Origin of the sequence: Amycolatopsis sp. NPDC102389 (assembly GCF_044765885.1) — a bacterium.
In the GTDB taxonomy this organism is placed as follows: Bacteria; Actinomycetota; Actinomycetes; order Mycobacteriales; family Pseudonocardiaceae; genus Amycolatopsis.
This window is the reverse complement of sequence record NZ_JBIWKX010000076.1, coordinates 1-12,741: the sequence shown is the minus strand read 5'-3', so window position 1 is coordinate 12,741 and position 12,741 is coordinate 1. Positions and strand designations below refer to the sequence as shown.

Below are 12,741 nucleotides of genomic sequence, written 5' to 3'. Positions count from 1 at the left end.
GATCAGTGCTGGGGCGGTCGCCGTTCGTCTGTTGAAGGGGTATGAGCTGTGCGGATCCTGTCGGTGGACCTCGGGACGTCCAACACCGTGGCCGTTCTGTCGGCGCACGGGAGGCCGCCGCGGGTGGTCGAGGTCGACGGTTCGGCCAACATGCCGTCCGCGGTGTTCGCCACCGAGGACGGCACGATCATGGTCGGCCGCGACGCCGAACGCCGGGCCCGGCTCGACCCGACCCGCTTCGAGCCCAACCCCAAACGCCGCATCGACGAGCAGACGCTCCTGCTCGGCACCGACGTCATCCCGGTCAGCGAGGTGCTGGCCGCGATCCTGCGCCGCGTCCTCGACGAGACCACCCGCCAGCTCGGCGGGGACCTGCCCGACGAGGTCCGGCTCACCCACCCCGCGCAATGGGGCCCGACCCGCCGCAACGTGCTGCTGTCCGCCGCCCGGCTCGCCGGGATGGGCGGAAACCTCGTGCTCGTCCCCGAGCCGGTCGCCGCGGCCGCGCACTTCGCGTCGTTCCCCGGCAAGACGCTCGCGCCGGGCCAGGCGCTCGCCGTGTACGACCTCGGCGCCGGCACCTTCGACGTCGCGATCGTCGGCGCGACCCCGAACGGCGGCTTCACCGTCGTCGCCGAAGACGGCCTTCCCGACCTCGGAGGCCTCGACGTCGACCAGGCGCTGCTGGTGCACGTCGGCCGCGAGGTCTCGCACAAGGATCCCCAGCGCTGGCAGCGGGTCCTGCGGCCCGAGTCCACTCCGGACCGTCGTACGCGGCGCGCGCTGCAGGAGGACGTGAAGGCGGCGAAGGAAGCCCTCTCGCGGCACCCGCAGACCGAGGTCCCGATGCCGGAGCCGTTCGAAGACGTCCTCGTCACGCGAGGCGAACTCGAAGCGCTGGTGCGGCCGTCGATGCTGCGCAGTGTCGAGCTGATGGCGCGAGTGGTCCGCTCGGCCGGGATGACCCCGGACCGGCTCGCCGGTATCTACCTCGTCGGCGGTTCGAGCCGTCTCCCGCTGGTCGGCAGCCTGATCGCGGAGAAGCTCGGCGTCGTCCCCGGCAGCCTCGACCAGCCGGAAACCGCGGTCGCGCTCGGCGCCCAGCACGTCGCTTCCGACGGCATCAGCTCGCGCACGCAAGGCGTCGAAGGGCAGGTCGCGGCGGGAACCGGGGCACATCCCGGCGTTTCGGGCCCGTACGCGCCGCCGCAGCAGGTCGCGGCGATCCCCGGCTACTCGGGCGGGGGCCCCGGCCAGTCCGGTGGTTTCCCCCAGTCGGGTTACCCGAACAGTGGCCCGCAGCAGGCGCAGCAGCCCGCGCCGACGAACTTCCCGACGTACTCCCTCGCCGGGCAGACCACCGCCGCCGAGAAGGCGCCCGCGAGCAAGAAGAAGCCGCTCGTCATCGGCGCCATCGTGGCCGTCGTCGTGCTGCTCGCCGCCGGGCTCATCTACTTCCTGACGTCCTCGTCGGCGACGACCTACACGGCCGACGAGTGCAAGGCGCCCGGCGCGGCCGACGACAAGGGCCTCACCGGCTGCCTGCGCCAGCTCGCCGGGAAGATCGCCGACACCGGCGACTGCAAACCCGGGATGGGCAACGGGCCGGCGAAACCGGCGGAAGACCTCGGCGTGACGTCGACCTGCTCCGCCCCGGGCCGCGCCGGGACCCAGGTGACCTACCTGCAGAGCGATTCGGCGGACAAGCTCAAGGCCTACACCGACGGACTGCTCAAAGCGGCCGGTGGTGACCGCACCGAGGCCAAATGGGCGGGCAACGCGCTGGAAGGCCAGTACTCCTCGGCCGCCGGGCGGAACGCCGCCGTGCTGGTGTTCACCGTGACCGACCGGCCGCTGGTCGGCTTCATCTACCAGGTCCCGGCCGAAGGACAGAACCCGACGCCGGGCGAACTGGCCGACTACTTCGAGAAGAGCGTCCAGCCGGGCGAATAGCCCTCTTTCCGTGATGCTCAAGTCCGTGAAGGCCTCCTTGAGGGACCCAGAGTCCCTCAAGGAGGCCTTCACGGACTTGACCGGGGAGCGGGCTAGACTCCGACCGATGCGTATCACGGTCTTCCGGCGGTTGATGGCCGACGAATTCGGTCCCGGACGTGCGGAAACCCTCTCCAGGGATCACGTCTTCGGCGAGCTCGGGGGCCGGACCGTCGAACAGGCCCTCGACGCGGGAACCTCGGCCAAGGACGTCTGGCGGGCGGTCTGCGACGCCTTCGAGATCCCGCCCGAGCGGCGTTGACCTCGAAGAACGGGCAAGAACTCTAGCGCAACGGCGTGTCGGCGACGGCCTCGAACACACGTTCGTCTAGGGTGTTGTCCACAACGGGGTCAGCGATCCACAGCTTGGGCGCGAGGCCTGGAATTGTCGGTGGTCGCCCGTAGCGTCGGACCCGACAGCTCAGAACTGAACAAGCCCTACCCGGCTCAACCAACGAGGTGGACTCCATGGCACCAGCAGCACCCGACAAGGACAAGGCGCTCGAACTGGCCCTCGCCCAGATCGACAAGCAGTACGGCAAGGGCTCGGTCATGCGCCTGGGCGAAGAGGGCCGTGCCCCGATCGCCGTCATTCCCACCGGTGCCATCGCGCTCGACGTCGCGCTCGGGATCGGCGGCCTGCCTCGCGGCCGGGTCATCGAGATCTACGGTCCGGAGTCCTCCGGTAAGACCACCGTCGCACTGCACGCGGTCGCCAACGCGCAGAAGAACGGCGGCATCGCCGCGTTCATCGACGCGGAGCACGCGCTGGACCCGGAGTACGCCAAGAAGCTCGGCGTCGACACCGACGCGCTGCTGGTCTCCCAGCCCGACACCGGTGAGCAGGCGCTCGAGATCGCGGACATGCTGATCCGTTCCGGCGCGCTCGACATCCTGGTCATCGACTCGGTCGCCGCGCTCGTGCCGCGCGCCGAGATCGAGGGCGAGATGGGTGACAACCACGTCGGCCTGCAGGCCCGGCTGATGAGCCAGGCGCTGCGGAAGATGACCGGTGCGATGAACAACTCCGGCACCACCGCGATCTTCATCAACCAGCTGCGCGAGAAGATCGGCGTCATGTTCGGCTCCCCGGAGACGACGACCGGTGGTAAGGCGCTGAAGTTCTACGCGTCGGTCCGCCTGGACGTCCGCCGGATCGAGACCCTGAAGGACGGCGGCGAGCCCGTCGGTAACCGCACCCGCGTCAAGGTCGTGAAGAACAAGGTCGCGCCGCCCTTCAAGCAGGCGGAGTTCGACATCCTCTACGGCAAGGGTGTCTCCCGCGAGGGTTCGTTGATCGACATGGGTGTCGACCAGGGCATCCTGCGCAAGTCCGGCGCCTGGTACACCTACGAGGGCGACCAGCTGGGCCAGGGCAAGGAGAACGCCCGCAAGTTCCTGCTGGACAACCCGGACATCGCCAACGAGATCGAAAAGCGCATCAAGGAGAAGCTCGGCATCGGTGCCGTTGTCGACGCCGAAGCCGCCCCCGCGCCGGTCGACTTCTGAGTTCCTCCAAGCCCCGCCAGGGTGAAGTCACTGATCGACCGTTTCGACTGGAGTGAGAGCTGAATGCGTGCGCCCAAAGTGGATCCGGCGGAGCTGCCGCCGGACGAGCGGAGGAAGAAGGCCAAGGAGATCTGCTTCGATCTCCTGGCCGCGCGCCCGCGTTCCACGGACGAACTGCGTCAGGCCCTCAAGCGCAAGGGCTTCGACGAGGAGACGACGGAGACCCTGCTCGGTAAGCTGGACCAGGCAGGGCTCATCAACGACGCCGAGTTCGCCGAGATGTGGGTGCGTTCCCGTCATGCCAACATGGGCCTGGCACGGAACGCCCTCGTAGCCGAACTCAAACGCAAAGGAATCGATGGGGATATCGCCGTCCAGGCCGCCGAAGAGGTGGACCGAGAGGCAGAGGAGCAGCGCGCCCGAGAGCTGGTACGGAAGCGCATGCGCTCCTTGGGCAACGTCGACGAGCAGACGGCGATCCGTCGCCTGCTGGGCTTCCTCGCCCGCAAGGGCTATCCCCAAGGGCTGGCCTACACCGTGATCCGCGACGAACTCCGCGAGTTCGGCGCCGAGTCGGCACTGCTGGACGACGCCACCCTCGACTGACCTTCATCACCAGAGCCGCTCACCGGCCGTGCGGGCCCCTTGCCCGGCGGCCGGTGTTTTGCGTTCCGGCTGGTGGGGGGGGGGGGGGGGGGGGGGGGGGGGGGCCGAACCCCCCCCCCCCCCCCCCCCCCCCCCCCCCCCACCCCCGACCTCCCTCTAGCGAGGCGCTGACCAGCGCCGATAAGACCGATCAGGAATCGAGAAGCGCCGGAGGGCCGCCCGGAAATAGCGTTACCGGCATGAACTTCATCGACGCCATCACCCTCGAAGTGGCCGACACCGAGGCCGCCGAACGCTTCTACACCACCGCCTTCGGGCTCGGCTCCGAGCTGCGCCTGCGGGCTTCGCAGGAGCCGTCCACCGGCTTCCGCGGCTACACCCTTTCCCTCACGGTGTCCCAGCCCGCCAACGCCGACGCGCTCATCGACGCCGCGGTCGCCGCCGGGGCGACCGTGATCAAGCCCGCCGCGAAGTCGATGTGGGGTTACGGCGGAACCGTCCAGGCGCCGGACGGCGCGATCTGGAAGATCGCCACCTCGGCGAAGAAGAACACCGGACCGGCCACCCGCGAATTCGACGACATCGTGCTCCTGCTGGGTGTCGCCGACGTCGCCGCGAGCAAGAAGTTCTACGTCGAGCACGGCCTCGCCGTGGGGAAGAGCTTCGGCCGCGTGTACGTCGAGTTCGAAGCCGGTTCGAGCCCCATGAAGCTGGCGCTGTACAAGCGCAAGGCCTTGGCCAAGGACGCCGGCGTGGCCCCCGAGGGCACCGGCTCGCACCGCATCGCGATCTGCGGCGCCGCCCCGTTCACCGACCTGGACGGGTTCGTCTGGGAGACCTCGGCGCTCGCCGCCCAGTCCTGATGTGCCACTTCCGGATGCCCCCGCTCGCCGCCTACCAAGGAGAAACCGTCATGACCACCACGTACGAAGGATTCACGGCCGAAGAGAAGGCCGCGATGAAGGAACACGCCCAGGACATGAAGAAGGCCGCGCGCCGCAGCTCGGCCGCCGACAAAGCGGCGGCGGCGGAGCAGGACGTGATCGCGAAGATCGCCGAGATGTCCGATGAAGACCGCGCGCTGGCCGAGCTGGTCCACGACGTCGTGAAGGCGAACGCGCCGATGCTCGCGCCGAAGCTCTGGTACGGCCAGCCCGCGTACGCGCTGGACGGAAAGCTCGTCTGCTTCTTCCAGCCCGCGGCCAAGTTCAAGACGCGGTACGCGACGCTCGGCTTCAACGACGCCGCTCGGCTGGACGACGGCGCGATGTGGGCGACCGCCTTCGCGCTGACCGAAGTCACCCCCGAGGTGGAGGAGCGCATCGCGAACCTGGTGAAGCAAGCCGTCAGCTGACCGGAGTGGCAGCCCGCTTTACCGCGTGAGTGGCCACACGCGGGGCGGCGGCGAAACCCTAGGCTCGGGTGATCACCGGGAGGACCACATGATCACCGTCGAGCCGTTGAAATCCGAAGATCGCGAAGCGTGGGAAAACCTGTTCCGCGCGTACATCGCCTTCTATGAACGTGTTGAGCCCCAAGAGGTTTACGACCGCGCGTGGCGCGAATTCCGCTCAGGGGAACGGATACACGCGCTCGGTGCCCGAGTGGGCGGCGAGCTCGTCGGGATCACGCATTTCCTGGTGCATCCCAGTACTTCCGCGCTCACCGATGTCTGTTATCTGCAAGACCTGTTCACCGCACCGGAAGCGCGCGGGAAAGGTGTCGCACGGGCGCTGATCGAAGCGGTCGCGGAGTGGGCACGCGTCCGCGAGTGCAACCGGATTTACTGGCACACCCAGCGAACCAATGCCACCGCACGCCGTCTGTACGACCAGGTCGCGGTCGATCGAGGTTTCATGCTGTACCAGCTCCCGCTCTGAAAGCAGTGAGGGCCACCCGTCACACGAGTGGCCCTCACCGGAAAGATCAGAGCTTCGAGGCCTCGGCCGCGAATGCCTCGATCTTCCCGAAGTCCTTGGCCGCCAAGGCATCCTTCGGCGTCAGCCACGAACCACCGATGCAGCCCACATTGGACAGTGCGAGGTAGTCCGGCGCGGTCTTCACGGTGATCCCGCCGGTCGGGCAGAACTTCAGCCCGGGCAGCGGCCCGCCGATCGACTTGAGGTACGCCACGCCGCCACTGGCCTCGGCGGGGAAGAACTTCAGCGCGGTCAGCCCGCGTTCGGCCAGCCGCATCGCCTCGGACACCGTGCTCGCGCCCGGCAGGAACGGCAGCCCGGTGTCGAACGCGGCGTCCAGCACGGAGTCCGTGCAGCCCGGGGTCACCAGGAACTTCGCGCCGGCGTCGGCGGCCTGCTTGGCGTGCTCGGGCGCGGTGACCGTCCCGGCGCCGATGACGATCTCCGGGACCTCCGCGGCGATCCGCTCGATGGAGGCGAGTGCCGCCGGGGTGCGCAGGGTCAGCTCGATCACGCCGATCCCGCCCGCGAGCAGGGCCCGCGCGGTGGGCACGGCGTCGGCGGCGTCGTCGAGCACGACGACGGGCATCACGGGGGACAGGCCGAGCAGGTCGGCGCCGGTGGTCACTGGGTTACCTCCACAGGGGTCAACGTGTGCGCCGGAGCGCCGAAGTGTTCCGGCGTGAGCGGTCCGAACACGCTCGCGCCCTGATCGGCGGGGCCGACCGCGCGGCGCAGCGCCGCGAACAGCTCCCGGCCGGTGCCGGTCCAGGATGCCTCCGAAGGCGGGGACTCCACCAGTTCACGACGGGCGAGTTCTTCGTCACCCACGAGCACGTCGAGCGTCCCCGCCTTGGCGTCGAGACGGACGACGTCGCCGTCGGCGATCCGCGCGATCGGGCCGCCCGCGGCGGCTTCCGGGGTCACCTGGATCGCGGCCGGGATCTTGCCGGACGCGCCCGACATCCGGCCGTCGGTGAGCAACGCCACCTGGTGCCCGCGGTCCATCAGCACCCCCAGCGCCGGGGTGAGGCCGTGCAGTTCCGGCATCCCGTTGGCCCGAGGGCCCTGCTGCCGGATGACCACGACGACGTCGCGGTCCAGCTCGCCGGCCGCGAAAGCGTCCTTGAAGGACTTCTGGTCGGTGAACACCCGCGCCGGGGCCTGGACGATCCGGTGCTCCGGTGCCACCGCGGACACCTTGATCACCGCGCGGCCGAGGTTGCCCGCGACCATCCGAAGCCCGCCGTCGGAGGCGAACGGTCGCCACACGGGACGCAGCACGTCCTCGTCGAGGCTGCGCGTCGGGACATCACGCCAGACCAGCTCGCCCTCCGACAGGATGGGCTCCTGCCGGTAGCGGTGCAGACCGGGGCCGGCGACGGTCTGGACGTCTTCGTGCAGCAGGCCCGCGTCGAGCAGCGTGCCGACCAGGAACTGGATGCCCCCGGCGGCGTGGAAGTGGTTGATGTCCGCGCTGCCGTTCGGGTACACGCGGGCCAGCAGCGGGATCACCGACGACAGATCGGAGAAGTCGTCCCAGGTCAGCTGGATGCCCGCGGCGGCGGCGATCGCGACGAGGTGCATCGTGTGGTTGGTCGAGCCGCCCGTGGCGAGCAGCGCGATGACACCGTTGACGACGGCTTTCTCGTCGATCACGCGCGAGACCGGGGTGTACTCCTCGCCTCGCGAAAGCTTCACCACGCGACGTCCGGCCTCTTCGGTGAGTGCCTTCCGCAGCGGCGAGTTCGGCTGCACGAAGCTGGCTCCCGGCAGGTGCAGGCCCATCACCTCGACGACCATCTGGTTCGAGTTGGCCGTGCCGTAGAAGGTGCACGTCCCCGCCGAGTGGTACGAAGCCGCTTCGGCGTCCAGCAGGTCTTCGCGGGTCGCCTTGCCCTCGGCGTAGAGCTGGCGCACGCGCGCCTTCTCCTTGTTCGGCAGGCCGGAGTTCATCGGCCCGGCGGGTACCAGGATCGCCGGGAGGTGCCCGAAGGACAGCGCCCCGATCAGCAGGCCGGGCACGATCTTGTCGCAGACGCCGAGCAGCAGCGCCGCGTCGAACATGTCGTGCGACAGCGCGATCGCGGTCGACATCGCGATCACCTCGCGGCTGAACAGCGAAAGTTCCATCCCCGGACGCCCCTGGGTGACGCCGTCGCACATCGCGGGCACGCCGCCGGCGAACTGGGCGACCCCGCCCGCCTGCCGGACGGAGCCCTTCAGCATCGCGGGGTACTCCTGCATCGGCTGGTGCGCCGAAAGCATGTCGTTGTAGGACGAGACGATCGCGACGCCCGGCGCCCGCACGGCGCGCAGTGCCGCTTTGTCGACACCTTCCATCGCGGCGAACCCGTGGGCGAGGTTGCTGCAGTCGAGGCCGCGCCGCACCGGCCCTTCTTCGTGAGAGGCGGCGACGCGCTCGAGGTACGCGGCGCGGGTTTCGGCGCTGCGGGCGGCGACGCGCGCGGTGACTTCGGCGATGATGGGGTGGACGTTCGGGGCGGTGCTCATTGTCCGGCTCCGGATCACTGGTCGTGGTGGTCCGCGGGACGGCAACGCTGACGTCGCTGGGTCGTGACAGTGGCCACAGTAACCCAGGGGAAAGCCCGAATCAAAATCGATACAGAAGATCGACTCGCGTGACCTCCGTCACGTCATTAGGTTCCACTGTGCTACTTGTCACATTGCACAACGCGCGGCAGAGTCGAGACGGCGAGGAATCGCCGGCCTTCGAGGCTCAAGCGGCCAACCGAACCGACCATCGGGAGGTACCGATGTCCACCACAGAGATCGCCGAGCTTCGGCGAGCCATCGGTCAGTTGAGGCAGTGCGTCGGCGCGCTGCGTTCCCGATACGGCGACGCCTCGGCGGTACGGCGCCTGGCGAACGACGTCGAGCGGCTCGACATCGACGCGACCGACCTCGACACGACCCCGAACGCGGTGCCCGCCCAGGCGAAGGCCGCCGATCGTGTCCAAGTTCCCGATACGCCCTACGACCCGGCGCTCTGGCAAGGCGCCGATGACGAAGGCGTCGGCGGCTACAAGCGCGACCAGCTGTGAGCGCCCCCTCCGGCAACGAGGCCGGACGGGGCACGGGGGTCCGCGCACCGTCGCGGGCCCTGATCGCCGAAAAAACGCTGCGCACCGACCGATGGTGGCTGTCCCCGCTGCTGACCGTCCTCGGCCTCTCCGCCTTCATCATCTACGCGACGATCAGGTCCTTCGTGCGCACCGCCTACTGGGTGCCCGAATACCACTACCTGACGCCGTTCTATTCGCCCTGTGTCTCGGAATCCTGCGTCGAAGGCTCCCGGCATTTCGGGGCCTGGTTCGGCGAACTGCCGGGCTTCATCCCGCTCGGCTTCCTGGTCCTGCCGTTCCTGCTGGGCTTCCGGCTGACCTGCTACTACTACCGCAAGGCCTATTACCGGGCCGTCTGGTTCTCGCCGCCCGCCTGCGCGGTCGCCGAACCGCACGCGAAATACACCGGTGAGACGCGGCTGCCGCTGATCATCCAGAACGCCCACCGCTACTTCTTCTACGTGGCCGTGGTCGTCTCGCTGGTCAACACCTACGACGCGATCACCGCGTTCCACGGCATCGACGGCGGGTTCGGTTTCGGGCTCGGCAACATCGTGCTGACCGGCAACGTGATCCTGTTGTGGGCCTACACGTTGTCGTGCCACTCGTGCCGTCACGTGACCGGCGGCAGGCTCAAGCACTTCTCGAAACATCCGGTCCGCTACTGGATCTGGACCCAGGTGACGAAGCTCAACACCCGCCACATGGCGCTGGCGTGGACGACGCTCGGCACGCTCGTGCTGACCGACCTCTACGTGATGCTCGTGGCGAGCGGCGCTATTTCGGATCTGCGGTTCATCAACTAGCGGCGCGGGAATCTCCCGTCCCCGGCGACAAGTTTTGAGGTGGCTCTTTTCATGACCGAGGTCGAACGGCTCAACTACGACGTGGTGGTGATCGGTGCCGGCGGTGCCGGTCTCCGCGCGGTCATCGAAGCCCGCGAACGCGGTTTCAGCGTCGCGGTGGTGTGCAAATCGCTCTTCGGCAAGGCGCATACGGTGATGGCCGAAGGCGGCTGCGCGGCGTCGATGGGCAACGCGAACTCGAACGACAACTGGCAGGTGCACTTCCGCGACACCATGCGCGGCGGGAAGTTCCTCAACAACTGGCGGATGGCCGAGCTCCACGCCAAGGAGGCGCCGGACCGGGTCTGGGAACTGGAGACCTACGGCGCCCTGTTCGACCGCACCGCCGACGGCCGGATCAGCCAGCGCAACTTCGGCGGGCACACGTACCCGCGGCTGGCGCACGTCGGCGACCGCACCGGGCTCGAACTGATCCGCACGATGCAGCAGAAAATCGTTTCGCTGCAACAAGAGGACTTCAAGGAGACCGGCGACTACGAGGCGAGGATCAAGGTCTTCGCCGAATGCACGATCACCGAGCTGCTGACCGAGGACGGCCGGATTTCCGGCGCCTTCGGGTATTGGCGTGAGAGCGGCCGGTTCATCCTGTTCGAGGCGCCGGCGGTGGTGCTGGCCACCGGCGGCATCGGGAAATCGTTCAAGGTCACCTCGAACTCGTGGGAGTACACCGGTGACGGGCACGCGCTCGCGCTGCGGGCCGGGGCGACGCTCATCAACATGGAATTCGTCCAGTTCCACCCGACGGGCATGGTCTGGCCGCCGAGTGTGAAGGGGATCCTGGTCACCGAAGGCGTTCGCGGTGACGGCGGGGTCCTCAAGAACACCGAGGACAAGCGGTTCATGTTCGAGTACGTCCCCGAGGTGTTCAAGGGGCAGTACGCGGACAGCGAAGAGGAAGCCGACCGCTGGTACACCGACCAGGAGAAGAACCGCCGCACGCCGGATCTGCTGCCGCGTGACGAGGTGGCGCGCGCGATCAACTCCGAGGTCAAGGCGGGCCGGGGATCGCCGCACGGCGGGGTCTTCCTCGACATCGCCAGCAGGCTGCCCGCGGAGGAGATCCGCAAACGGCTGCCGTCGATGTACCACCAGTTCAAGGAACTCGCCGACGTCGACATCACGAAGGAGCCGATGGAGGTCGGCCCCACCTGTCATTACGTGATGGGCGGGATCGAGGTCGATCCGGACACCGCGTCGTCGAGCGTGCCGGGGCTGTTCGCCGCCGGCGAGTGCTCGGGCGGGATGCACGGGTCGAACCGGCTCGGCGGCAACTCGCTTTCGGATCTGCTCGTCTTCGGCCGCCGGGCTGGACTCGGCGCCGCGTCCTACGTGTCGGAACTGAAGGACCGCCCCAAGGTCAGTCAGTCCGATGTGGACGCCGCCGCGGCGATGGCGCTCGCGCCGTTCGACCCACCGGGTGACGGCGTCGAGGAGAATCCGTACAGCCTGCACACCGAACTGCAGCAGTCGATGAACGACCTGGTCGGCATCATCCGCAAGGCGGGGGAGATCGAGCGGGCGCTGGAGAAGCTCGGGGAACTGCGCGAGCGGATCAAGCGGGTCACCGTCGAAGGACACCGGCAGTTCAACCCGGGCTGGCATCTCGCCGTCGATCTGCGGAACATGCTGATGGTCAGCGAATGCGTCGCCAGGGCGGCGCTCACCAGGACCGAGAGCCGGGGCGGGCACACGCGGGACGACCATCCGGGCATGGACGCCCAGTGGCGCAACAAACTCCTGGTCTGCTCGGCCACGCCGGGCGAAAACCCGGTGGTGCCCGACATCGGCGTCGAGGTCAAGGCGCAGACGCCGTTGCGGCAGGACCTGCTGGAGCTGTTCGAACTGGCCGAGCTGGGGAAGTACTACACCGACGAAGAACTGGCTTCGCACCCCGGGAGTCCGGCATGAGCTACAAGGCGAGTTTCCGGGTCTGGCGCGGCGACGCCGACTCCGGTGAGCTGAAGGACTACAGCGTCGAGGTCAACGAGGGCGAGGTCGTCCTCGACATCATCCACCGGTTGCAGGCCACCCAGGCCTCGGATCTGGCGGTGCGGTGGAACTGCAAGGCGGGCAAATGCGGCTCGTGCTCGGCGGAGATCAACGGCAAGCCGCGGCTGCTGTGCATGACGCGGATGTCGACCTTCACCGAGGACGAGGTCATCACCGTGACCCCGATGCGGACGTTCCCGGTGATCCGCGACCTGGTGACCGACGTGTCGTTCAACTACACCAAGGCCCGCGAGATCCCGTCGTTCACCCCGCCCCCGGAGCTCAAGCCGGGGGAGTACCGGATGCAGCAGGTGGACGTCGAGCGCTCGCAGGAGTTCCGCAAGTGCATCGAATGCTTCCTGTGCCAGAACACCTGCCACGTGGTGCGTGACCACGAGGAGAACAAGGAGGCCTTCGCCGGGCCCCGGTACCTGATGCGGATCGCCGAACTCGAAATGCATCCCCTCGACGTCGCCGACCGGCGTGACGAGGCGCAGGAGGAGCACGGGCTCGGGTACTGCAACATCACCAAATGCTGTTCGGACGTGTGCCCGGAGGGCATCCACATCACCGACAACGCGCTGATCCCGATGAAGGAACGCGTCGCCGACCGGAAGTACGACCCCATCGTGTGGCTGGGGAACAAACTGTTCCGGCGGGACAAGTAGTCATGAGGTCGTGAGTGGCGGTTGGGGGTGTAAACCCAAAAGCCCCAAACGCGCGAAAAAGGGTGCGGCCGCGCCCAGGCCGGTGGCCCACATAACCCCCACCCGC

13 protein-coding genes are annotated in these 12,741 nt (G+C 68.3%); 11 read left to right on the top strand and 2 right to left on the bottom strand.

All coding sequences use genetic code 11. The annotated features are described in order from the left end of the window. Window positions 1-48 precede the first annotated feature (48 nt). From ACIRGA_RS36715 to ACIRGA_RS36685, 7 genes are all read left to right on the top strand, one after another. Complete coding sequence (locus ACIRGA_RS36715; RefSeq protein ID WP_400950531.1) at window positions 49-1,953, top strand: Hsp70 family protein; 1,905 nt, start codon at window positions 49-51, stop codon at window positions 1,951-1,953. Between the two features lie 106 nt (window positions 1,954-2,059). Next, the gene (locus ACIRGA_RS36710) at window positions 2,060-2,254 is read left to right on the top strand and encodes a DUF3046 domain-containing protein (RefSeq protein ID WP_016332706.1); all 195 of its coding nucleotides are present in this window, start codon (window positions 2,060-2,062) and stop codon (window positions 2,252-2,254) included. 206 nt (window positions 2,255-2,460) lie between these two features. Beyond that, the gene (recA, locus tag ACIRGA_RS36705; protein ID WP_020637646.1) at window positions 2,461-3,501 is read left to right on the top strand and encodes a recombinase RecA; all 1,041 of its coding nucleotides are present in this window, start codon (window positions 2,461-2,463) and stop codon (window positions 3,499-3,501) included. A 78-nt stretch (window positions 3,502-3,579) separates the two neighbouring features. Further along, window positions 3,580-4,107: a regulatory protein RecX gene (locus tag ACIRGA_RS36700; RefSeq protein WP_400950587.1), complete on the top strand. Its 528-nt coding sequence runs from the start codon at window positions 3,580-3,582 to the stop codon at window positions 4,105-4,107. A gap of 239 nt (window positions 4,108-4,346) precedes the next feature. Then, window positions 4,347-4,970, top strand: a complete 624-nt coding sequence (locus tag ACIRGA_RS36695; protein ID WP_400950525.1) for a glyoxalase — start codon at window positions 4,347-4,349, stop codon at window positions 4,968-4,970. 50 nt (window positions 4,971-5,020) lie between these two features. After that, on the top strand, window positions 5,021-5,461 hold the full coding sequence (locus ACIRGA_RS36690; protein WP_400950520.1) for an iron chaperone: 441 nt from the start codon (window positions 5,021-5,023) through the stop codon (window positions 5,459-5,461). A gap of 88 nt (window positions 5,462-5,549) precedes the next feature. Continuing rightward, entirely contained in the window at window positions 5,550-5,987 is a 438-nt protein-coding gene (locus tag ACIRGA_RS36685; protein WP_400950517.1) for a GNAT family N-acetyltransferase, read from the top strand. A 46-nt stretch (window positions 5,988-6,033) separates the two neighbouring features. On the opposite strand, the gene eda is transcribed toward ACIRGA_RS36685, so the two are convergent. After that, a complete protein-coding gene (eda, locus tag ACIRGA_RS36680) occupies window positions 6,034-6,654 on the bottom strand; it encodes a bifunctional 4-hydroxy-2-oxoglutarate aldolase/2-dehydro-3-deoxy-phosphogluconate aldolase (RefSeq protein ID WP_400950514.1) in 621 nt (206 codons plus the stop codon). Beyond that, window positions 6,651-8,540: a phosphogluconate dehydratase gene (gene edd, locus ACIRGA_RS36675; protein WP_400950510.1), complete on the bottom strand. Its 1,890-nt coding sequence runs from the start codon at window positions 8,538-8,540 to the stop codon at window positions 6,651-6,653. Before edd ends, eda begins: the two co-directional genes overlap by 4 nt. 263 nt (window positions 8,541-8,803) lie before the next feature. On the opposite strand from edd, the gene ACIRGA_RS36670 reads away from it, so the two are divergent. The 4 genes from ACIRGA_RS36670 to ACIRGA_RS36655 are packed head-to-tail and all read left to right on the top strand — an operon-like array spanning window position 8,804 to window position 12,635. Beyond that, entirely contained in the window at window positions 8,804-9,091 is a 288-nt protein-coding gene (locus ACIRGA_RS36670) for a hypothetical protein (protein ID WP_400950504.1), read from the top strand. Continuing rightward, window positions 9,088-9,918, top strand: a complete 831-nt coding sequence (locus ACIRGA_RS36665; RefSeq protein WP_400950500.1) for a hypothetical protein — start codon at window positions 9,088-9,090, stop codon at window positions 9,916-9,918. The genes ACIRGA_RS36670 and ACIRGA_RS36665 overlap by 4 nt, the downstream gene beginning before the upstream one ends. 51 nt (window positions 9,919-9,969) lie before the next feature. Further along, window positions 9,970-11,886 carry a fumarate reductase/succinate dehydrogenase flavoprotein subunit gene (locus ACIRGA_RS36660; RefSeq protein WP_400950497.1) on the top strand — a complete coding sequence of 639 codons (1,917 nt, stop codon included), beginning with the start codon at window positions 9,970-9,972 and terminating at the stop codon, window positions 11,884-11,886. Continuing rightward, window positions 11,883-12,635, top strand: coding sequence for a succinate dehydrogenase/fumarate reductase iron-sulfur subunit (locus ACIRGA_RS36655; RefSeq protein WP_219153396.1), 753 nt, complete (start codon window positions 11,883-11,885; stop codon window positions 12,633-12,635). Before ACIRGA_RS36660 ends, ACIRGA_RS36655 begins: the two co-directional genes overlap by 4 nt. Window positions 12,636-12,741: the final 106 nt, after the last annotated feature.